Below are 19,916 nucleotides of genomic sequence, written 5' to 3'. Positions count from 1 at the left end.
TCGTCTTCTACGTTAATCAAAAGACCTTCCAGATGGAGTGACAACATCATGCGCCGCTACCGCCCTCCACAGATTCCGGCCTCTGAAATAACGTCGGAAAGCGCCTATTTTGGGCGACGGGATATCCTGCGCATGGCGGCCGCCGGTGGCCTGGCCATGGCAACACCCTCCCTGGGTTTCGCGGCCTCAGAGCTTGCCGCGCTTGAGGCAAAACCCGGCGGGTACGATCCCGGAGAGGATCTTACGCCCGAGGAATCGGTGACCACCTACAACAATTTCTATGAATTCGGCACAGGCAAGGGGGATCCGGCCGCCAGATCCGGCGATTTCAATCCACGCCCCTGGAGCATAATGATCGACGGGCTGGTAAACAATCCCGGCGAGGTCGGCCTTGAAGAAATGCTGGCCTTCGAGCTTGAGGAGCGGACCTACCGGATGCGCTGTGTCGAAGCCTGGTCGATGGTGATTCCATGGATCGGTTTCCCGCTGTCGACCCTGCTTGCCCGCGCCGAACCGCTCGGCAGTGCAAAATATGTGGCGTTCGAAACGATTGTGCGGGCCCAGGAAATGCCGGGCCAGCGTGGCCCGTTCCAGCCGCTTCCATGGCCTTATGTCGAGGGCTTGCGGCTCGATGAAGCCATGCATCCGCTAACGATCATGTCGGTGGGGCTCTACGGCAAGGTGTTGCCCAACCAGAATGGCGCGCCGGTGCGGCTGGTGGTGCCCTGGAAATATGGCTTCAAGGGCATCAAATCGGTCGTGCGCATCACGCTGACCGAGGAAGAGCCTCCGACAAGCTGGAATCTGCAAGCGCCCAATGAATACGGCTTCTATGCCAATGTGAACCCGGAGGTCGATCACCCGCGCTGGAGCCAGGCCTCTGAAAACCGCATTGGTGGCGGAGGTTTCTTCGGCTCCAACCAGCGCCCGACACTGATGTTCAACGGCTACGGCGACGAGGTGGCAAGCCTTTATGGCGGTATGGATCTTAAAGTGAAATTCTGACGATGGCCCTGCCTTCCCTGCCCCGGCGCTACCACAACGCCTCGATATGGCTGCTGTATGTGGCGGGCTTTTTGCCCGCCGCGTGGTGCTTCTATCTTGGGGCAACCGGGCAGCTGGTCGGCAATCCGGTCAAGATCTTTGAGCACTTCCTTGGCGAATGGGCCTTGAAGTTTCTCATTCTGACGCTGGCGATTACCCCACTGAGGGACATTGCGGGGATCAATTGGGTCCGCTACCGGCGGGCGCTCGGGCTGCTGGCCTTCTACTACGTGATGATGCACTTCCTTGCCTATATGGTCCTAGACAAGCGGCTGGCCCTTGGCGTGATTGTCGAGGACGTCATCAAGCGCTGGTTCATCACCATCGGCATGGCGGCGCTGGTTTTGCTGATACCGCTGGCGCTGACCTCGAATGCCTGGTCAATCCGCAAAATGGGTATGCGCTGGACCTGGCTGCACCGTTTGATCTACCCGATCGCGGCGGCCGGCGCGCTGCACTATTGCCTTTCTGTCAAAGTCATCGGCCCTGAAGAATTGGTCTATTCCGGGTTGATTGCAGCGCTGATCGGTTGGCGGATGGTGCGCTCACGGTTCATGGGCTGGAAAAGAACGAGGAAGGCATCCGCCGCAGCCAGCGCTACATCGGCGCAGCCGCAAGCAGAGTGAGCTTTCCTAACCGCTGGAAACACAGACAGATGGTGCACGCCTGATCGGTTCAACAACCATTCAGCTTTTGCAGCACATGGAAACGGCAAAGGCCGGGCGCACGATGCACCCGGCCTTGTGATTGTTTGTGCTTGGAAGAAAGTCGCTTACGCGGCTTCTTCTTCAGCGGCAGCCTCGGCGGCCACGCGGGCGCGATCCTTGGCGCCCTTGGCATCGACATCGCGGTCCACGAATTCAACAACGGCCATGGGCGCATTGTCGCCGGTGCGGAAACCGGCCTTCATGATGCGAATGTAGCCGCCATTGCGGGTGGCGTAACGGGTCGCGATGGTGTCGAACAGCTTGCGAACGGCATCATTGTCGCGGATCTGCGAGATCGCCTGGCGGCGAGCATGCAGGTCGCCGCGCTTGCCGAGCGTGACGAGCTTTTCAACGATCGGGCGAATTTCCTTGGCCTTCGGCAAGGTGGTCACGATCTGCTCATGTTCGATGAGCGAAGCCGCCATGTTGGCGAACATCGCCTTGCGGTGGCTCGAGGTGCGGTTCAGCTTGCGGCCTGAATTTCCGTGGCGCATGGCCTGTCTCCTTCACATGCAGGCACATGCCTGCCGTTTGACGGTTTAATACTGGTCTTCGTAGCGCTTGGCGAGATCTTCGATGTTTTCCGGCGGCCAGGATGGAACTTCCATACCCAGATGCAGGCCCATGGAAGCCAGGACTTCCTTGATCTCGTTGAGCGATTTGCGGCCAAAGTTCGGAGTCCGGAGCATTTCGGCTTCGGTCTTTTGAATCAGGTCGCCGATGTAGACGATGTTGTCGTTCTTCAGGCAGTTTGCCGAGCGAACCGAAAGCTCCAGTTCGTCGACCTTCTTGAGAAGCGACGGGTTGAAAGCGAGTTCGGCGACGGTTTCCTCGTGAACTTCCTTCTGCGGCTCGTCGAAGTTGACGAACACGCCGAGCTGGTCCTGAAGGATTCGCGCAGCATAGGCAACGGCATCTTCGCCGCTGACCGAACCATCGGTTTCAAGCGACAGGGTCAGCTTGTCGTAGTCGAGAACCTGACCTTCACGGGTGTTTTCCACCTTGTAGGAGCACTTCTTGACCGGCGAGTAGAGGCTGTCGACCGGGATAAGACCGATCGGCGCGTCTTCGGCGCGGTTGCGATCCGCTGCGACGTAGCCCTTGCCGTTGTTGACGGTGAATTCCATTCGGATTTCAGCGCCCTCATCGAGCGTGCAGAGCGCATGCTCGGGGTTGAGGATCTCGATGTCGCCCACGGTCTGGATGTCGCCGGCAGTGACAACGCCCGGACCCTGCTTGCGCACAACCATGCGCTTGGCTTCGTCACCTTCCATGCGGATGGCGATTTCCTTGATGTTGAGAATGATGTCGGTGACATCTTCGCGCACACCAGGGATCGAGGAGAACTCGTGAAGAACGCCATCAATCTGAACTGCGGTCACGGCGGCGCCGCGCAGCGAGGAAAGGAGCACCCGGCGCAGAGCATTGCCAAGTGTCAGGCCAAAACCGCGCTCAAGCGGCTCGGCGACGACGGAAGCCTTGGTGCGGCTCTGGGTCGAGAACTCGACCTTGCTTGGCTTGATCAATTCCTGCCAGTTTTTCTGAATCATGTCTGTTGCCTTCCTGTTGCCGCACAATCCATTCGTGACGGCGAAGTGAGAAGAGGATCGAACGGGCGGAGGCAAGGCCCCTGCCCGTCGCAAAAATCAAGCGGGCTCAGACGCGACGCTTCTTGCGCGGACGGCAGCCATTATGCGGGATCGGGGTCACATCACGGATCGAAGTGATGGTGAAACCCGCAGCCTGCAAAGCGCGAAGTGCCGACTCACGACCCGACCCGGGACCGCAAACTTCAACTTCAAGCGACTTCATGCCGTGGTCCTGTGCCTTCTTGGCCGCGTCTTCTGCGGCCATCTGCGCCGCAAACGGGGTCGACTTACGCGAACCCTTGAAACCCTTCGAACCGGCCGAAGACCACGAGATGGCATTGCCCTGCGCATCGGTGATGGTGATCATCGTGTTGTTGAAGGTCGAATTGACGTGGGCGACGCCCGACGAGATGTTCTTGCGTTCGCGCCGTTTGACGCGTGCGGCTTCCTTGGCCATGTTTTTTCCTTTCGAGATATCAGCACCGCCGTAGCACCAGCGGCTCCACCGGGATGTACCTGCCTGAAGGCCGAAACCTGAAAGCGGTGGCTGATTGAACCACCGCCTCTAAGCTGCAGCCGCCAATCAGGCGGACCCCAAATTACTTCTTCTTACCAGCGATCGCCTTTGCAGGGCCCTTGCGGGTGCGGGCATTGGTGTGGGTCCGCTGACCACGCACCGGCAGACCACGACGATGGCGGAGACCGCGGTAACAACCAAGGTCCATAAGACGCTTGATGTTCATCGAGTTCTCGCGGCGCAGGTCGCCTTCAACCTGATAATCGCGGTCAATGGTTTCGCGAATCTGCAGCACTTCGGCGTCCGAAAGCTGGTTGACGCGACGATCGAGCGGAATGCCGACCTTCTCGACAATCTCGGCAGCAAACTTGTTGCCGATGCCGTGAATGTAGGTGAGCGCGATGATCACGCGCTTGTTGGTCGGAATGTTAACGCCTGCTATGCGGGCCATGTGCATCTCCATGTGGGCCGGGACAGATCTAATCTGGGCGGCGGGTTATTGTTGACCCGCGTCCGGTGGAGGCCGGCCCTTGCGGGGTAGTCTGGATGCGGTCCAACGCCCTGTGCGGCAAACCGTATTCTCATGCTTGGTCCCGGCATGCTCAAAGCGACCAGAGCCGGATCCCTCTATTGAAGGGAAACCGCACCGATCGCCAGCATGTCGCGAATTGGACGGGTCTTAGCGGAAGCGCAACGGTTTCGTCAACCTCTGCACTCCACAATTTCACACCAGGCCGCGCAAGGCCGGCTGCAGCTTGCAGTCCGGACTACCGGAATGGCTCTCCCCCTCAAAGCGAGGCGAGAACCTGTTCGATCTCTTCACTGACCGCATCGATCGTCTTCATGCCGTCAACGTTACGCAAAACGCCCTTGGCGTAATAGTAACCGGTCAACGGCGCGGTCTTCTTGTAGTATTCGCGAAGCCGCTCGTCGAAGACCTCGGGATTGTCGTCCTTGCGAACCGGCTGTCCTGCTGCAGCAGCCTCTTCGGCACGCTTGACGATACGGCCCACAAGCGCCTTGTCGTCGACAATTAGCTCGATTACCGAATCAAGCTTCATATCCTTGCTTGCAAGCATTGCCTCGACTGCATCCGCCTGCACAAGGGTGCGCGGGTAGCCATCAAGGATGAAACCGCGCGCACAGTCTGGCTGGTCGATGCGTTCGGATACGATGGCATTGACGATGTCGTCCGACACCAGTTCACCCGCATCCATCACTGCCTTGGCCCGCTTGCCGACTTCCGTGCCGGCGGCAACTGCGGCGCGCAGCATGTCACCGGTTGAGAGCTGCGGTACACCGTGCTTTTCGACCAGACGCTGGGCCTGAGTGCCTTTCCCCGCCCCAGGCGGCCCCAATAGTATTAGCTTCATCGTCCCCTCTTCCCTCCCCGAAGTTTGGACTTCTTGATCAACCCCTCATATTGCTGAGCGATCAGATGTCCCTGAACCTGCGCAACCGTATCGAGTGTCACCGAGACAACGATCAGAAGCGATGTTCCACCCAAATAGAACGGAACGCCGGTCTGCGCGATTAGAAATTCGGGTAAGAGACAGACGAAAACCAGGTACATTGCGCCGATCACGGTAATGCGTGTGAGCACGAAATCGATGTATTCGGCTGTACGATCACCGGGGCGGATCCCGGGGATGAAGCCGCCATGGCGCTTGAGATTGTCAGCTGTATCCTTCGGATTGAACACGATCGCCGTGTAGAAGAAGGCGAAGAACGCGATCATCGCAGCATAGAAAATCATATAGGCCGGCTGGCCGTGGCCAAGCGAGGCGAGCAATGTCGTCGCCCATCCCGGCAAATCGCCGGTGTTGGCAAAGCCCGCAACTGTCGCAGGCAGCAACAGCAGCGACGAGGCAAAGATCGGCGGAATCACACCGGCCGTGTTGAGCTTGAGCGGCAGGTGCGACGTGTCGCCCTGGAACATCCGCGAGCCGACCTGGCGCTTGGGATACTGGATCAGCAACTGCCGCTGAGCGCGCTCGATGAACACGATGAAGGCGATGACTGCGATCGCAACAACGATGATTGCGATGATCAGGCCGGTCGACAATGCGCCGGTGCGGCCGAGTTCAAGGGTGCCGGCAACGGCCCCCGGGAGAGCTGCGACGATGCCCGCAAAGATGATCAGCGAAATGCCGTTGCCGATGCCCCGCGCGGTGATCTGTTCACCGAGCCACATCAGGAACATGGTGCCGCCCACAAGGGTGATCACCGTGGCGATGCGGAAGAACCAGCCCGGATCGGTGACAATTCCATTGCCCGATTCGAGGCCGACGGCGATGCCGTAAGCCTGTACGGTGCCCAACAGCACAGTTCCGTAACGGGTGTACTGGTTGATGATCTTGCGGCCCTGCTCGCCCTCTTTCTTGAGCTGCTCAAGCGTAGGCACAACCGAAGTCATCAGCTGAATGATGATCGAAGCGGAAATGTAAGGCATGATGCCGAGCGCGAAGATCGCCATGCGCTCAACAGCGCCACCCGCAAACATGTTGAAGAGGCCAAGAATGCCGCCTGCCTGGCCCTGGAAGGCCTGTGCGAATGCATCGGGGTTGATGCCGGGCAGCGGAATGTAGGTTCCCAGGCGGTAAACCAGAAGCGCGCCAAGGGTAAACCAGATCCGTTTCTTGAGGTCTTCCGCCTTGGCGAAAGCCGAAAAGTTCAGATTGGAAGCGAGTTGTTCGGCTGCAGATGCCATTGCGTTCTCCGCGTGGCCCATCCGGCGCCTGATGAACCCGATCATCTCCGGAGGGTCTGAGTTGGTTTCACCGGACGTTGCGGCCAGACCGTCGGTCCGGTACCTGGCGCCTGCCCCAGCCGGCCCGAACTAGCGCGCCGACTGATCCCATATGGGATGAAAACCGCCCGATGTGAAGCACCGGACGGTCACAATTTTATCAGCCTTCGGCTGCGGCTGGCGCTGCGGCCAGAACCTTGATCGAACCACCGGCCTTTTCCACCTTCTCGATCGCAGTGCGCGATGCGCCTGCGACTTCGAGAGTAAGCTTGGCCTTGAGTTCGCCGTCGGCCAGAACCCGGACGCCATCCTTGATGCGGCGGATCACGCCAGCACCCTTGAGCGCAGCAGCATCAATGGTCGACTTGCCATCAAGCTTGCCTGCATCGATTGCAGTCTGGATACGCCCAATCGAAACGACGTTGAAGTCGCTCGAGAAGATGTTGTTGAAGCCACGCTTTGGCAGACGACGATAGATCGGCATCTGGCCGCCTTCGAAGCCGTTGATGGAAACACCCGAACGGGACTTCTGACCCTTGACGCCGCGACCACCGGTCTTGCCGGAGCCCGAACCAATACCGCGGCCAACGCGCTTGCGGTTCTTGGTTGCGCCTTCGTTGTCGTTGATTTCATTGAGTTTCATGATCAATCACTCCCACTCACTGCTCGTCGACGACGCGAACGAGGTGGCTGACCGAACGGATCATGCCACGAACGGACGGAGTGTCCTCGAGGGTCCGGCGGCGGTGCATCTTGTTAAGGCCCAAACCGATCAGCGTCTGACGCTGGACGTTGGGGCGGCGAATCGGGCTACCGATCTGTTCTACGGTAACCGTCTTGCCCTTTTTATTGTCAGCCATGGTCTTGGCTCCCTAGTTCAAATAAGGCAGAGGCCCGATTACTCTTCACCACCGGCGGCAGGACCGCGGCGTTCCTGAAGCGTGGAATACTTGATGCTGCGCTGAGCCGCGATGTCCTTGGGGTGCATCTGGTTCTTGAGCGCATCAAATGTGGCGCGGACCATGTTGTACGGGTTCGAGGAACCGGTCGACTTGGCCACGACATCCTGCATGCCAAGCGTTTCGAACACAGCACGCATCGGACCACCAGCGATGATCCCGGTACCCGGTTTCGCGGAACGAAGCAGCACCTTGCCGGCGCCGTGACGGCCATGCACATCATGGTGCAGTGTCCGGCCCGAACGAAGCGGAACGAAGATCAGATCACGCTTGGCGGACTCAGTCGCCTTGCGGATAGCTTCCGGCACTTCGCGAGCCTTGCCGTGACCGAAGCCAACGCGGCCCTTCTGGTCTCCAACAACCACCAGGGCTGCGAAACCGAAGCGCCGGCCGCCCTTGACGACCTTGGCAACGCGGTTGATGTGAACAAGCTTGTCAACGAATTCGCTGTCGCGCTCTTCTTCCCTGCCGCGATTGTCGCGGCGACCTTCCTTGGCCATTGTCCTTTTCCTTATTCTTTTCCGGAATCAATCGGCTGGTTTGACTTAGAAGCTAAGACCGCCTTCGCGGGCAGCTTCAGCGAGGGCCTTGATCCGGCCGTGATAGATGAAGGCGCCGCGGTCAAAGACCACATCCTTGACGCCTGCTTCTGATGCGCGCGCGGCAATCAGCTTGCCGACAGCGGCCGCTGCGGAGACATCCGCACCGGTCTTGAGTTCACCGCGAAGACCGGTGTCCAGCGTCGATGCCGATGCAAGCGTACGGCCTGCTGCGTCATCGATGATTTGGGCATAAATGTTCTTCGACGAGCGATGAACCGACAGGCGCGGACGGCCATTGGCCACCGCCTTGATCTGGCGGCGAACACGGTCGGCCCGACGCGTAAGGGATTGTTTCCTGCTAGCCATTTCGCGTCTTCCTTACTTCTTCTTGCCTTCTTTGCGGACAATCCGCTCTTCAGCATATTTGACGCCCTTGCCCTTGTAAGGCTCGGGACCGCGGTAGCCGCGGATCTCTGCCGCCACCTGGCCAAGCACCTGCTTGTCGATGCCGGTGATGACGATTTCCGTCGGCTTCGGGCATGCAATATTGACGCCTTCCGGCGGCTGATAGACGACATCATGGCTGAAGCCAAGAGCCAGCTGCAGATTGCGACCCTGCATCGCGGCGCGATAACCCACGCCGTTGATTTCGAGCTTGCGCTCATAACCATCCTTAACACCGGTGAAGATGTTGGAGATCATGGTGCGCGACATGCCCCACTTGGAGCGGGCATCCTTGGAGTTGCCCACGGGCGAGACGACGACCGCATTGTCCACAAGCTTGAGTGCGACTTCGTCGTTTGCAACGAAGCTCAACTCACCCTTGGGACCCTTGGCGACCACTTTCTGGCCGTCAACCGTCGCGGTGACGCCGGCAGGAACCGGAACGGGCTTTTTACCGATACGAGACATTGTTCAACCTGTCTGTTCGAGATGGAGGTTCTGCACGATCAGAAGATCGAGCAGAGAACCTCGCCACCAACATTGTGCTCACGCGCGACATGATCAGCCAAAACGCCCTTCGGAGTCGAAAGGATCGTAATGCCGAGACCGTTCGCGACCTGCGGAATGGACTTAACGGAGACGTAGACACGCCGGCCGGGCTTTGAAACGCGGGCGATCTCACGGATCACCGGTGCGCCTTCATGATATTTGAGCTCGATGCTCAGTTCAGCCTTGCCGTTGTCGAAAGCCACCTCGGTGTAACCACGGATGTATCCTTCGGACTGCAGCACGTCGAGAACACGGGCGCGCAGCTTGGAAGCCGGTGTCGAAACCGACGACTTGCGGCGAGCAACACCGTTGCGGATACGGGTGAGCATATCACCCAATGGATCAGTCATTGCCATATTGCTCGCTCCTTACCAGCTCGACTTGACCAGGCCGGGCACCTTGGCCAGCGACCCGAGCTCACGCAAAGCGATACGCGACATGCCCAGCTTACGGTAGTAAGCGCGCGGACGGCCGGTAACTTCGCAGCGGTTGCGAACGCGAATCTTCGCGCCGTTGCGTGGCATTTCAGCCAGCTTCAGCGTTGCACGGAACCGCTCCTCGATGGGAAGCTCCTGGTTCTTGATGATCGCCTTGAGCGCAGCCCGCTTCGGGGCGTCGCGTGCGACCAGCTTGCGGCGGCGCTTGTTCTTCTCAATTGCGCTGACTTTCGCCATGATCAGTTATCCTTTTTCACGAATGCCGTTACGATTACTGCGGGAACGGGAAGTTGAACTCTGTGAGCAGAGCGCGAGCTTCGTCGTCCGTTGGTGCCGTCGTACAAACGATAATGTCCATGCCCCAGATCTGGTCGACCTTGTCGTAGTTGACCTCTGGAAACACGATGTGCTCCTTGATGCCCATGGCGAAATTGCCACGGCCGTCAAAGCTTTTGGGGTTCAGGCCGCGAAAGTCGCGAACGCGCGGAAGCGCGATGGTGACCAGGCGATCCATGAACTCATACATGCGGGCGCCGCGCAGAGTCACTTTTGCACCAATCGGCATCTGCTCGCGCAGCTTGAAGCCGGCGATCGAATTGCGTGCGCGTGTAATGACGGGCTTCTGGCCGGCGATTGCCGCCAGGTCTTCAGCCGCCACAGCGGGCTTCTTGGAATCGGCGGTGGCTTCGCCAACGCCCATGTTGATCACGATCTTGTCCACACGCGGGATCTGCATTTCGTTCGCATATGCGAACTTTTCCTGCATGGCCTTGCGGATGCGTGTCACATATTCGGTCTTGAGCCGCGGCTCGTACTTCGCATCAGCCATCGATCACTTCTCCAGAACGCTTTGCCACGCGCACCTTCTTCTCACCCTCAACGCGGAAACCGACGCGGGTCGGCTTGCCGTCCTTGGGATCTGCAACCGCGAGGTTGGAGAGGTGAAGCGAGGCTTCCTTGTTGATGATGCCGGCTTCCTGGGTCTGGGTCTGGCGCTGGTGGCGCTTGACCATATTGAGACCCCGGACCACGGCCCGGTCTTCCTTCGGCATCACAGCCAGGACTTCGCCACTACGGCCCTTGTCCTTGCCGGCCAGAACGACGACCTTGTCGCCTTTGCGGATCTTTTGCATCGGTTCGTTCCTTACAGCACTTCTGGAGCCAGGGAGATGATCTTCATGTGGCTCTTGGCGCGCAATTCACGCGGAACCGGTCCGAAGATGCGGGTGCCGATCGGCTCTTTCTTGTTATCGATCAGAACGGCTGCGTTCCGGTCGAACCGGATCACGCTGCCATCGGCGCGACGGATGTCCTTGGCAGTGCGGACAACAACCGCCTTCATCACATCACCCTTCTTGACGCGGCCGCGCGGAATGGCTTCCTTGATCGAGACGACGATCACGTCGCCGATCGAAGCATATTTCCGCTTGGAACCGCCCAGAACCTTGATGCACATGACACGACGGGCGCCGGAATTATCGGCAACGTCGAGGTTTGTTTGCATCTGAATCATATCAGGCCGCCTTCTTGTTGTTACCGGCACGGTTGGACACTAAGGCCCCTATGCCAGCTTATGAGTCAATTCTTGTCGTGCGCGGGAAGGATGTTGCCAAGGTGGTTTCCCGAGATGGGACCTTCCATGCGCTGAAAGCAGAAGAACGCCCGTCTGAGGGGCGTTCTGCGCCAATGGCCTGCTTCATACAGGATTCTCGGCAAGGTGCAATAGGCGCACCTGCCTCAAACCATGATTAATCAAGCCTGGGCAGCCTCAACGACTGTCCAGCGCTTGTCTTTGGAGATCGGCGCGCATTCCTGAATGGAAACCTCGTCGCCTACCTTGCATGTGTTGTTCTCGTCGTGCGCCTTGTAGTTCTTGGTGCGACGAACGATCTTGCGCATCACCGGGTGCGCGAAACGACGCTCCACACGGACGACCACTGTCTTTTCGTTCTTGTCACTGACTACAGTGCCCTGCAGAATGCGTTTTGGCATCTTATTCGGTCCTTAGGCCTTGGCTTCTGCCGCCTTCTGGCGGGCAATGGTCTTGATGCGGGCGACATCGCGGCGGATTTCCCGGACCCGCGAGGTCTTTTCAAGCTGGCCGGTAGCACCCTGGAAGCGCAGGTTGAACTGCTCTTTCTTCAGCTTGGCGAGCTCGTCATTGAGTTGGTCAACGCTCATCGCGCGAACATCTGCAGCTTTCATGATCGCTCTCCTTAGTCTGCGATGCGCTGGACGAAGCGGGTCTTGACCGAAAGCTTCGCCGCGCCGAGACGCAGGGCTTCGCGGGCAAGCTCTTCGCTCACGCCGTCGATTTCAAACATGATCCGGCCTGGCTTGACCTTGGCCGCCCAATAATCAACCGAGCCCTTACCCTTACCCATACGGACTTCGGTCGGCTTGGAGGTTACCGGCACATCAGGGAAGATGCGGATCCAGACACGGCCGGCACGCTTCATGTGACGGGTGATGGCACGACGGGCCGCTTCGATCTGACGTGCATTGACGCGATCGGGCTCCTGCGCCTTCAAGCCGTAAGAACCGAAATTCAAGTCCGAGCCGCCCTTGGCGACGCCCTTGATGCGGCCCTTGAACTGCTTGCGGTACTTTGTACGCTTTGGCTGCAACATTGTTTAATTCTCCGAATTGTCTGCCTGCGCGTGATTAAGCGTTTTCGCGCCGGCGATTGCCGCCCGAAGCGTCGCCCTCAGTGGCGCGGCGTTCCGATGCCATTGGGTCATGCTCAAGGATTTCGCCCTTGAATATCCAGACCTTGACGCCGCAGATGCCGTAAGCCGTCTTCGCTTCGGCAGTGCCGTAGTCGATGTCGGCGCGAAGCGTGTGAAGCGGAACCCGGCCCTCACGGTACCACTCGGTGCGCGCGATTTCCGCGCCGCCAAGACGGCCGCCGCAAGTGATCTTGATGCCTTCGGCACCCAGACGCATAGCCGACTGAACCGAACGCTTCATGGCGCGGCGGAACGCAATACGACGCTCAAGCTGCTGGGCGATCGACTGAGCGACCAACGTTGCGTCAACTTCCGGCTTCCGCACTTCAACAATGTTGAGGTGCGTTTCCGACTGCGTCATCTCGCCGAGCTTGCGGCGCAGCTTTTCGATGTCCGCACCCTTCTTGCCGATGATCAGGCCAGGCCGGGCAGCATGGATGGTCACGCGGCACTTCTTGTGTGGACGCTCGATCACGACCTTCGAAATACCGGCCTGCTTGAGTTCAGCAAGCAGATACTTGCGGATCTTCAGGTCTTCATGCAGCAGCTTGCCGTACTCGGCATTGTCTGCAAACCAGCGGCTGTCCCACGTACGGTTGATGCCAAGACGAAAACCGATTGGATTAATTTTCTGACCCATTATGCGGCCTCCTCTTTGGCTTCCACTTCACGCACCACGATGGTGAGATGCGAGAACGGCTTTTCGATCCGCGAGGAACGGCCACGACCGCGGGCATGGAAGCGCTTCATAACGATGGACTTGCCGACATAGGCTTCGGCAACGACCAGCGAATCTACATCGAGATCGTGGTTGTTTTCTGCGTTTGCAATCGCCGATTCAAGCGTCTTCTTGACGGTCGAAGCGATGCGCTTGCGGGAAAACTCAAGCTCGGCCAGTGCCTTGCCAACCTTCTTGCCGCGGATGAGACCGGCAACCAGGTTGAGCTTCTGCGGACTGACACGAAGCGTGCGGGCGACTGCCTGCGCTTCGTTGTCCTTGAGCCGGCGTTCGGTTTTTGCCTTGCCCATTGTTACTTCCTCTTCGCTTTCTTGTCGGCGCCGTGGCCATAATAGGTCCGCGTCGGGGAGTATTCGCCAAACTTCTGGCCGACCATGTCTTCGGACACGTTGACCGGAATGTGCTTGCTTCCGTTGTAGACGCCGAATGTCAGGCCGACGAACTGCGGCATGATAGTGGAGCGGCGGCTCCAGATCTTGATTACTTCATTGCGGCCGCCTTCGCGCACCTTCTCAGCCTTCTTGAGAAGATAGCCGTCAACAAACGGACCTTTCCAAACTGAACGAGCCATTGGAGACTTCCTCTCTTATTTCTTACGCTGATGGCGCGAACGCATGATGAACTTGTCTGTCGACTTGTTCGAACGCGTGCGCTTGCCCTTGGTCGGCTTGCCCCAGGGGCTCACCGGATGGCGACCACCGGAGGTCCGGCCTTCACCACCACCGTGCGGGTGATCGACAGGGTTCATGGCGACGCCGCGAACATGGGGGCGTTTGCCCTTCCAGCGCGACCGGCCAGCCTTGCCGTCGTTGATGTTGAGGTGGTCGGGGTTCGAGACCGCGCCAACAGTGGCAAGGCAAGCGCCCTGCACAAGGCGCTGTTCACCCGAATTGAGACGCAGGATGGCCATGCCCTGATCACGACCGACCAGCTGCGCATATCCACCAGCCGAGCGGGCAACCTGGCCACCCTTGGCCGGCTTCATCTCGATATTGTGGACGATCGTGCCAACCGGCATGAACTGAAGCGGCATGCAATTGCCTGGCTTCACGTCAACCGCCTTGTCCGAAGAGATCACCTTATCACCGGCAGCAAGACGCTGCGGTGCAAGAATGTAGGACTTCTCGCCATCGGCATAGGTGATCAGAGCAATGAATGCGGTCCGGTTCGGATCGTATTCCATATGCTCGACGGTCGCTTCAACGTCGAACTTGCGACGCTTGAAATCCACCATCCGGTAGGTGCGCTTGTGACCACCACCAATCGACTGGGCAGTCACCCGGCCGGTGTTGTTGCGTCCGCCCTTGCCGGTCAAGCCCTGGGTCAGCGATTTGACCGGCTTGCCGCGATAAAGGCCCGAACGATCAACGATAACCAGCTGGCGCTGGCTCGGGGTCGTCGGATTGTAACTTTTCAGTGCCATTTTCCTGTTCCCTTTTGAGGGCTAGTTCGCGCGGCCCTTACAGGCCGGTTGAGACGTCGATCGACTGACCTTCGGCAAGCGTCACATACGCCTTCTTCACATCAGACTGGCGACCGGCAATGCCGCGGAAGCGCTTGGTTTTGCCCTTGCGCAGCAGCGTGTTGACCGCCGTAACCTTGACACCGAACAGCGCTTCTACCGCAGCCTTGATTTCAGGCTTGGTGGCGCGCCGGGCGACGTTGAAGACAACCTGGTTCTGCTCGGACACCAGCGTCGACTTTTCGGTGATCGCCGGAGAGACAATCACATCATAGTGGCGAATATCCGTCATTTGAAGCGCTCCTCCAGAGCAGCGACAGCGTCCTTGGACAAGACAAGCTTGCCGCGGCGCAGAATGTCATAGACGTTGATGCCCTGAACCGGCAGAACATCCACGTTCGGAATGTTCTTGGCGGCAAGGCGGAAGTTCTGATCGAGCTCCGCGCCGCCGATGAACAGCGCATTGTTCAGGCCCATCTTGTCGAGCGAACCTGTCAGCGCCTTTGTCTTGGCTTCACCAGCAGTCAGGCTGTCGACAATAATAATGTCGGACGCCTGGGCCTTGGCCGAGAGCGCGTGACGCAGGGCAAGAGCGCGGACCTTCTTGGGAAGATCATGAGCGTGGCTGCGCACGACCGGGCCGTGTGCCCGGCCACCACCGCGGAACTGCGGGGCGCTTGCAGCATGGTGACGAGCGCGGCCCGTACCCTTCTGCTTGAACATCTTGGCGCCAGTGCGCGAGATCTCGGAACGGCCGAGGGTCTTATGACCGCCCTGCTGCTTCTTGGCGAGCTGCCAACGCACGATGCGCTGGATCAGATCCTGGCGCGGTTCGAGACCGAAGATCGCATCGGAAAGAGAAATCTTTCCTGCGGACTTGCCCTCGAGAGTGGTGACGGTGAGATCCATTATTCGGCTCCCTCATTCGATACGGTGGCCGCAGCGCGGATGGCTGCAGGAAGTGGCGCATCAGCCGGGATGCCGGACTTGATTGCATCGCGAACGACGATCCATGACCCCTTGGAGCCCGGAACCGCGCCCTTGATCAGGATCAGGCCGCGATCGGCGTCGGTCGAGACGATCTCGAGATTTTGCGTGGTCACGCGGGTCTGACCCATGTGGCCGGCCATCTTCTTGCCCTTCCAGACCTTGCCCGGATCCTGGTTCGAACCGGTCGAGCCGTGCGAACGGTGCGAGACCGAAACGCCGTGGGTGGCGCGAAGACCGCCAAAGCCGTGACGCTTCATGGCACCGGCAAAGCCCTTACCCTGGGTAACGCCGGAGACATCAACGAGCTGGCCCGCAACGAAATGGCTCGCGGAAATCTCCGCGCCGACATCGATAAGATTGTCGGAGCTGACGCGGAACTCGACCAGCTTGGCCTTGGGTTCGACATTGGCGATGGCGAAGTTACCGCGCATAGCCTTGGACGTGTTCTTGACCTTGGCGACGCCGGCGCCGAGCTGGACGGCTGTGTAGCCGTTCTTCTCTTCCGTACGCTGGGCCACCACCTGGCAGTTTTCCAACCGCAGAACGGTCACGGGCACATGCTCTCCGGCGTCGTTGTAGACCCGGGTCATTCCCACTTTTTGTGCAATCACACCTGAACGCATCGGTTCATTCCTCTTGAGATGAGCCTGTCGGGGCCCTGCCCCTTCATGCCTCGTTCCCTGTGCTTAAGACGACGCGCGCCTTACAGCTTGATTTCCACATCAACGCCCGCGGCGAGATCCAGCTTCATAAGCGCATCTACGGTCTGCGGTGTCGGATCGACGATGTCGAGAAGACGCTTGTGGGTGCGCATCTCGAACTGCTCGCGGCTCTTCTTGTCGATGTGCGGCGACCGGTTGACCGTAAATTTTTCGATCCGGGTCGGCAGCGGAACCGGGCCGCGGACGCTTGCGCCGGTCCGTTTCGCCGTCGACACGATTTCACGTGTGGAGGCGTCAAGGATCCGGTGATCAAACGCCTTGAGGCGGATGCGGATGTTCTGGCCGTTCATTCGACTTGTCCTTGCTTGTGAGAGGACCGCGCGATCCGGTATGACCGAACCGCGCGACCTGCCCCCGTTTGTTATTCGATGATCGAAGCGACGATGCCGGCGCCGACGGTGCGGCCGCCTTCGCGGATGGCGAAGCGCAGCTTCTCTTCCATCGCGATCGGCACGATCAGCGTCACGTCAGCCGAGATATTGTCGCCCGGCATCACCATTTCGGTGCCTTCCGGCAGTGTCACAACACCCGTCACGTCGGTCGTGCGGAAGTAAAACTGCGGACGGTAGTTGGTGAAGAACGGTGTGTGACGACCGCCCTCTTCCTTGGTCAGAATGTAGGCTTCTGCCTTGAACTTGGTGTGCGGCTTGACCGAACCAGGCTTGCAGAGAACCTGACCGCGCTCAACGCCTTCACGGTCAACGCCACGCAGAAGCGCGCCGATGTTGTCGCCGGCCTGGCCCTGGTCGAGCAGCTTGCGGAACATTTCAACGCCCGTGCAAACCGTCTTCTTGGTGTCGCGGATGCCGACGATTTCGATTTCTTCGCCAACCTTGACAATGCCACGCTCGACACGGCCGGTCACAACAGTACCGCGGCCCGAGATCGAGAACACGTCTTCGATCGGCATCAGGAACGGCTGATCGATCGGACGCTCAGGGGTCGGGATGTACTCGTCAACCGCAGCCATCAGAGCACGGATCGCGTCTTCACCCTGGGCCTTGTCGCCATCGTTGAGCGCAACCAGAGCAGAGCCCTTGATGATCGGAATGTCGTCGCCCGGGAAGTCGTAGGACGACAGAAGTTCGCGAACTTCCATCTCCACCAGCTCGAGAAGCTCCTCGTCGTCGACCTGGTCGACCTTGTTGAGGAACACCACCAGCGAAGGCACGCCAACCTGGCGGGCAAGCAGGATGTGCTCGCGGGTCTGGGGCATCGGGCCGTCAGCAGCCGAAACAACCAGGATCGCGCCATCCATCTGAGCCGCACCGGTGATCATGTTCTTCACATAGTCGGCGTGGCCGGGGCAGTCGACGTGGGCGTAGTGACGGCCTTCGGTCTCATACTCGACGTGCGCGGTCGAAATGGTGATGCCGCGGGCCTTCTCTTCGGGTGCAGCGTCAATCTGGTCATAGGCCTTGAAATCTCCAAAGTACTTGGTGATCGCAGCCGTCAGAGACGTCTTGCCGTGGTCAACGTGACCAATCGTGCCGATGTTTACGTGCGGCTTATTGCGCTCGAACTTACCCTTTGCCATCTTCGGCTCTCCATTCTCATTCCGCCCGTTAAGGGCAATTTACTGTTTCGGTCTCCGGGCCGGACCGGCGTTCCAAACGCGGACCCGGCAGCCGGACAATTAAGCGTATTTCGCCTGGATCTCCTGGGAGACATTCGACGGAACCGGCGCGTAATGATCAAAGACCATCGAATACTGCGCCCGGCCCTGAGACATCGACCGCAGCGTATCGACATATTTGAACATGTTGGCCAACGGCACATGTGCGTCGATCACCACGGCGATGCCGCGCATTTCCTGGCCCTGGATCTGACCACGGCGCGAGTTCAGGTCACCGATCACGTCACCGACGTAATCTTCCGGTGTCACGACCTCAACCTTCATGATCGGCTCAAGCAGCTGCGGGCCCATGAACTTCGAGTTTTCGCGGAAGCAAGCGCGACCTGCGATTTCAAAGGCGAGGACGCTGGAGTCCACATCATGGTAGGCACCGTCGATCAGGGTTGCCTTGATACCCAGCATCGGGAAGCCTGCGAGCGGGCCCGAATTCATCACGCTGTCGATGCCCTTCTGGACGCCCGGGATGTACTCCTTGGGAACCGAACCACCGACGATCTTGCTCTCGAAAATGAACTCTTCGGTCTCGTCGTTTGGCTCGAACCGGATCTTGACGCGCGCAAACTGACCCGAACCACCCGACTGCTTCTTGTGGGTGTAATCGGCTTCGTATGCCTTTGTGATCGATTCACGGTAGGCAACCTGCGGGGCGCCGACATTGGCCTCAACCTTGAACTCGCGACGCATGCGGTCAACGAGAATGTCGAGATGCAATTCGCCCATACCAGCGATGATGGTCTGACCGGATTCTTCGTCCGTCTTGACGCGGAAGGAAGGATCTTCAGCAGCCAGACGGTTGAGCGCGAGGCCCATCTTTTCCTGGTCGCCCTTGGTCTTCGGCTCGATCGCGATCTGGATAACCGGATCAGGGAATTCCATGCGCTCGAGGATCACCGGCTTGAGCGGATCACACAGCGTGTCGCCCGTGGTGGTTTCCTTGAGGCCCGCGAGCGCAACGATATCGCCGGCAAAGGCTTCTTCGATGTCTTCACGCGAGTTCGAGTGCATCTGCAGCATACGGCCAACACGCTCGCGTTTTTCCTTGACCGTGTTCATCACAGACGAGCCCTTTTCGAGCTTGCCGGAATAGATACGGGCAAAGGTCAGCGAACCAACGAAGGGGTCGTTCATGACCTTGAAGGCGAGCATTGAAAGCGGCTCTTCATCACTTGCAGGACGCGTGGTTTCTTGCTCGGTCTTGACGTCGATGCCTTCAATGGCCGGCACTTCGGCCGGGCTCGGCAGGTAGTCGACAACAGCATCGAGCAACGGCTGAACGCCCTTGTTCTTGAAGGCAGAGCCGCAGAACATCGGGAAGAACTGCACGGCAATGGTGCCCTTGCGGATCAGTGAGCGGATCTCGTCATTGCCCGGCATTTCACCTTCGAGGTAACGCTCCATGGCGCCCTCGTCGATTTCAACGACAGTTTCGATGAGGAGCTCGCGGTACTCTTCTGCCTTTTCCTTAAGGTCGTCCGGGATCTCAACGACATCCCACTGCGCGCCGAGCGATTCATCGCGCCAGACCAATGCATTCATTTCGATCAGGTCAACGACGCCTACAAATTCGGTTTCAGCACCGATCGGCAGCTGGCAGACAACAGGCGTTGCGCCAAGGCGCGACTTGATCATAGACACCGAGCGATAGAAGTCGGCGCCGGTCTTGTCCATCTTGTTGCAGAAGATCATCCGCGGGACGTTGTACTTGTCGGCCTGACGCCAGACAGTTTCGGTCTGCGGCTCCACACCGGCATTCGCATCGAGCAGGGCGATCGCGCCGTCGAGAACGCGCAGCGAACGCTCAACTTCAATGGTGAAGTCAACGTGGCCTGGAGTGTCGATGATGTTGAAGCGGCACATCTTGCCGTCGCGGCCCTTCCAGAACGTGGTGGTCGCAGCAGAGGTGATGGTGATGCCACGCTCCTGCTCCTGCTCCATCCAGTCCATGGTGGCAGCGCCGTCATGGACTTCACCGATCTTGTGCGACTTGCCGGTATAGTAAAGGACGCGCTCGGTGGTCGTGGTCTTGCCGGCGTCGATGTGCGCCATGATGCCGAAATTGCGGTAGTCTTCGATTGCGTATTCGCGGGCCATTTTCAATGCC

Annotated in this window: 31 protein-coding genes; 2 read left to right on the top strand and 29 right to left on the bottom strand. The window is 59.1% G+C overall.

Annotated features, from left to right (window positions below):
- The first annotated feature begins 48 nt into the window (after positions 1–48).
- Together msrP and msrQ are read left to right on the top strand one after the other, a co-directional pair.
- On the top strand, positions 49–1,005 hold the full coding sequence (msrP, locus tag HPDFL43_RS09670; RefSeq protein WP_040449167.1) for a protein-methionine-sulfoxide reductase catalytic subunit MsrP: 957 nt from the start codon (positions 49–51) through the stop codon (positions 1,003–1,005).
- Between the two features lie 2 nt (positions 1,006–1,007).
- The gene (gene msrQ / locus HPDFL43_RS09665) at positions 1,008–1,670 is read left to right on the top strand and encodes a protein-methionine-sulfoxide reductase heme-binding subunit MsrQ (RefSeq protein ID WP_007197137.1); all 663 of its coding nucleotides are present in this window, start codon (positions 1,008–1,010) and stop codon (positions 1,668–1,670) included.
- A gap of 146 nt (positions 1,671–1,816) precedes the next feature.
- On the opposite strand, the gene rplQ is transcribed toward msrQ, so the two are convergent.
- From rplQ to fusA, 29 genes are all read right to left on the bottom strand, one after another.
- Positions 1,817–2,245, bottom strand: a complete 429-nt coding sequence (gene rplQ, locus HPDFL43_RS09660; RefSeq protein ID WP_007197136.1) for a 50S ribosomal protein L17 — start codon at positions 2,243–2,245, stop codon at positions 1,817–1,819.
- A 45-nt stretch (positions 2,246–2,290) separates the two neighbouring features.
- Positions 2,291–3,301 (bottom strand): DNA-directed RNA polymerase subunit alpha, encoded by a 1,011-nt coding sequence (locus tag HPDFL43_RS09655; protein WP_007197135.1) that lies wholly within the window; start codon positions 3,299–3,301, stop codon positions 2,291–2,293.
- A 106-nt stretch (positions 3,302–3,407) separates the two neighbouring features.
- The gene (gene rpsK / locus HPDFL43_RS09650; protein ID WP_007197134.1) at positions 3,408–3,797 is read right to left on the bottom strand and encodes a 30S ribosomal protein S11; all 390 of its coding nucleotides are present in this window, start codon (positions 3,795–3,797) and stop codon (positions 3,408–3,410) included.
- 142 nt (positions 3,798–3,939) lie between these two features.
- Positions 3,940–4,308, bottom strand: coding sequence for a 30S ribosomal protein S13 (gene rpsM / locus HPDFL43_RS09645; protein WP_040450057.1), 369 nt, complete (start codon positions 4,306–4,308; stop codon positions 3,940–3,942).
- Between the two features lie 337 nt (positions 4,309–4,645).
- Positions 4,646–5,230, bottom strand: coding sequence for an adenylate kinase (locus HPDFL43_RS09640; RefSeq protein ID WP_040449166.1), 585 nt, complete (start codon positions 5,228–5,230; stop codon positions 4,646–4,648).
- Positions 5,227–6,567: a preprotein translocase subunit SecY gene (gene secY, locus HPDFL43_RS09635; RefSeq protein WP_040450056.1), complete on the bottom strand. Its 1,341-nt coding sequence runs from the start codon at positions 6,565–6,567 to the stop codon at positions 5,227–5,229. Before secY ends, HPDFL43_RS09640 begins: the two co-directional genes overlap by 4 nt.
- 199 nt (positions 6,568–6,766) lie before the next feature.
- A complete protein-coding gene (gene rplO, locus HPDFL43_RS09630) occupies positions 6,767–7,249 on the bottom strand; it encodes a 50S ribosomal protein L15 (protein ID WP_007197130.1) in 483 nt (160 codons plus the stop codon).
- 16 nt (positions 7,250–7,265) lie between these two features.
- Entirely contained in the window at positions 7,266–7,466 is a 201-nt protein-coding gene (rpmD, locus tag HPDFL43_RS09625; protein WP_007197129.1) for a 50S ribosomal protein L30, read from the bottom strand.
- A 38-nt stretch (positions 7,467–7,504) separates the two neighbouring features.
- Positions 7,505–8,065 carry a 30S ribosomal protein S5 gene (rpsE, locus tag HPDFL43_RS09620; RefSeq protein WP_007197127.1) on the bottom strand — a complete coding sequence of 187 codons (561 nt, stop codon included), beginning with the start codon at positions 8,063–8,065 and terminating at the stop codon, positions 7,505–7,507.
- Positions 8,066–8,110: 45 nt separating this feature from the next.
- Positions 8,111–8,473: a 50S ribosomal protein L18 gene (gene rplR, locus HPDFL43_RS09615; protein WP_007197126.1), complete on the bottom strand. Its 363-nt coding sequence runs from the start codon at positions 8,471–8,473 to the stop codon at positions 8,111–8,113.
- Between the two features lie 12 nt (positions 8,474–8,485).
- The gene (rplF, locus tag HPDFL43_RS09610; RefSeq protein ID WP_007197125.1) at positions 8,486–9,019 is read right to left on the bottom strand and encodes a 50S ribosomal protein L6; all 534 of its coding nucleotides are present in this window, start codon (positions 9,017–9,019) and stop codon (positions 8,486–8,488) included.
- A 38-nt stretch (positions 9,020–9,057) separates the two neighbouring features.
- On the bottom strand, positions 9,058–9,456 hold the full coding sequence (gene rpsH / locus HPDFL43_RS09605) for a 30S ribosomal protein S8 (RefSeq protein WP_007197124.1): 399 nt from the start codon (positions 9,454–9,456) through the stop codon (positions 9,058–9,060).
- A 12-nt stretch (positions 9,457–9,468) separates the two neighbouring features.
- Positions 9,469–9,774 carry a 30S ribosomal protein S14 gene (gene rpsN, locus HPDFL43_RS09600; RefSeq protein ID WP_007197123.1) on the bottom strand — a complete coding sequence of 102 codons (306 nt, stop codon included), beginning with the start codon at positions 9,772–9,774 and terminating at the stop codon, positions 9,469–9,471.
- A 34-nt stretch (positions 9,775–9,808) separates the two neighbouring features.
- A complete protein-coding gene (gene rplE / locus HPDFL43_RS09595; RefSeq protein ID WP_007197122.1) occupies positions 9,809–10,366 on the bottom strand; it encodes a 50S ribosomal protein L5 in 558 nt (185 codons plus the stop codon).
- Positions 10,359–10,670, bottom strand: a complete 312-nt coding sequence (gene rplX / locus HPDFL43_RS09590; RefSeq protein ID WP_007197121.1) for a 50S ribosomal protein L24 — start codon at positions 10,668–10,670, stop codon at positions 10,359–10,361. Before rplX ends, rplE begins: the two co-directional genes overlap by 8 nt.
- An 11-nt stretch (positions 10,671–10,681) precedes the next feature.
- Positions 10,682–11,050 carry a 50S ribosomal protein L14 gene (rplN, locus tag HPDFL43_RS09585; protein ID WP_007197120.1) on the bottom strand — a complete coding sequence of 123 codons (369 nt, stop codon included), beginning with the start codon at positions 11,048–11,050 and terminating at the stop codon, positions 10,682–10,684.
- Between the two features lie 239 nt (positions 11,051–11,289).
- Positions 11,290–11,529, bottom strand: coding sequence for a 30S ribosomal protein S17 (rpsQ, locus tag HPDFL43_RS09580; protein ID WP_007197119.1), 240 nt, complete (start codon positions 11,527–11,529; stop codon positions 11,290–11,292).
- A gap of 12 nt (positions 11,530–11,541) precedes the next feature.
- On the bottom strand, positions 11,542–11,742 hold the full coding sequence (gene rpmC / locus HPDFL43_RS09575) for a 50S ribosomal protein L29 (RefSeq protein ID WP_007197118.1): 201 nt from the start codon (positions 11,740–11,742) through the stop codon (positions 11,542–11,544).
- A gap of 11 nt (positions 11,743–11,753) precedes the next feature.
- Positions 11,754–12,167, bottom strand: coding sequence for a 50S ribosomal protein L16 (gene rplP / locus HPDFL43_RS09570; RefSeq protein WP_007197117.1), 414 nt, complete (start codon positions 12,165–12,167; stop codon positions 11,754–11,756).
- 34 nt (positions 12,168–12,201) lie between these two features.
- Positions 12,202–12,906, bottom strand: a complete 705-nt coding sequence (gene rpsC / locus HPDFL43_RS09565) for a 30S ribosomal protein S3 (RefSeq protein WP_007197116.1) — start codon at positions 12,904–12,906, stop codon at positions 12,202–12,204.
- The gene (gene rplV, locus HPDFL43_RS09560) at positions 12,906–13,295 is read right to left on the bottom strand and encodes a 50S ribosomal protein L22 (protein WP_007197115.1); all 390 of its coding nucleotides are present in this window, start codon (positions 13,293–13,295) and stop codon (positions 12,906–12,908) included. Before rplV ends, rpsC begins: the two co-directional genes overlap by 1 nt.
- A gap of 2 nt (positions 13,296–13,297) precedes the next feature.
- Complete coding sequence (gene rpsS / locus HPDFL43_RS09555; RefSeq protein WP_007197114.1) at positions 13,298–13,576, bottom strand: 30S ribosomal protein S19; 279 nt, start codon at positions 13,574–13,576, stop codon at positions 13,298–13,300.
- Between the two features lie 15 nt (positions 13,577–13,591).
- Positions 13,592–14,428: a 50S ribosomal protein L2 gene (gene rplB / locus HPDFL43_RS09550; protein ID WP_007197113.1), complete on the bottom strand. Its 837-nt coding sequence runs from the start codon at positions 14,426–14,428 to the stop codon at positions 13,592–13,594.
- A gap of 37 nt (positions 14,429–14,465) precedes the next feature.
- Positions 14,466–14,759: a 50S ribosomal protein L23 gene (locus tag HPDFL43_RS09545; RefSeq protein WP_007197112.1), complete on the bottom strand. Its 294-nt coding sequence runs from the start codon at positions 14,757–14,759 to the stop codon at positions 14,466–14,468.
- The gene (gene rplD, locus HPDFL43_RS09540; RefSeq protein ID WP_007197111.1) at positions 14,756–15,376 is read right to left on the bottom strand and encodes a 50S ribosomal protein L4; all 621 of its coding nucleotides are present in this window, start codon (positions 15,374–15,376) and stop codon (positions 14,756–14,758) included. The genes HPDFL43_RS09545 and rplD overlap by 4 nt, the downstream gene beginning before the upstream one ends.
- Positions 15,376–16,080 carry a 50S ribosomal protein L3 gene (gene rplC / locus HPDFL43_RS09535; RefSeq protein WP_040449165.1) on the bottom strand — a complete coding sequence of 235 codons (705 nt, stop codon included), beginning with the start codon at positions 16,078–16,080 and terminating at the stop codon, positions 15,376–15,378. The genes rplD and rplC overlap by 1 nt, the downstream gene beginning before the upstream one ends.
- Positions 16,081–16,160: 80 nt before the next feature.
- A complete protein-coding gene (gene rpsJ / locus HPDFL43_RS09530; RefSeq protein ID WP_003547547.1) occupies positions 16,161–16,469 on the bottom strand; it encodes a 30S ribosomal protein S10 in 309 nt (102 codons plus the stop codon).
- Positions 16,470–16,540: 71 nt separating this feature from the next.
- Positions 16,541–17,716 (bottom strand): elongation factor Tu, encoded by a 1,176-nt coding sequence (tuf, locus tag HPDFL43_RS09525; protein ID WP_007197090.1) that lies wholly within the window; start codon positions 17,714–17,716, stop codon positions 16,541–16,543.
- Between the two features lie 99 nt (positions 17,717–17,815).
- Positions 17,816–19,906: an elongation factor G gene (gene fusA, locus HPDFL43_RS09520; RefSeq protein WP_007197107.1), complete on the bottom strand. Its 2,091-nt coding sequence runs from the start codon at positions 19,904–19,906 to the stop codon at positions 17,816–17,818.
- Between the last annotated feature and the right edge of the window lie 10 nt (positions 19,907–19,916).

Source organism: Hoeflea phototrophica DFL-43 (assembly GCF_000154705.2).
Classification (GTDB): Bacteria; Pseudomonadota; Alphaproteobacteria; order Rhizobiales; family Rhizobiaceae; genus Hoeflea; species Hoeflea phototrophica.
This window is presented reverse-complemented; position numbering and strand designations above follow the sequence as displayed.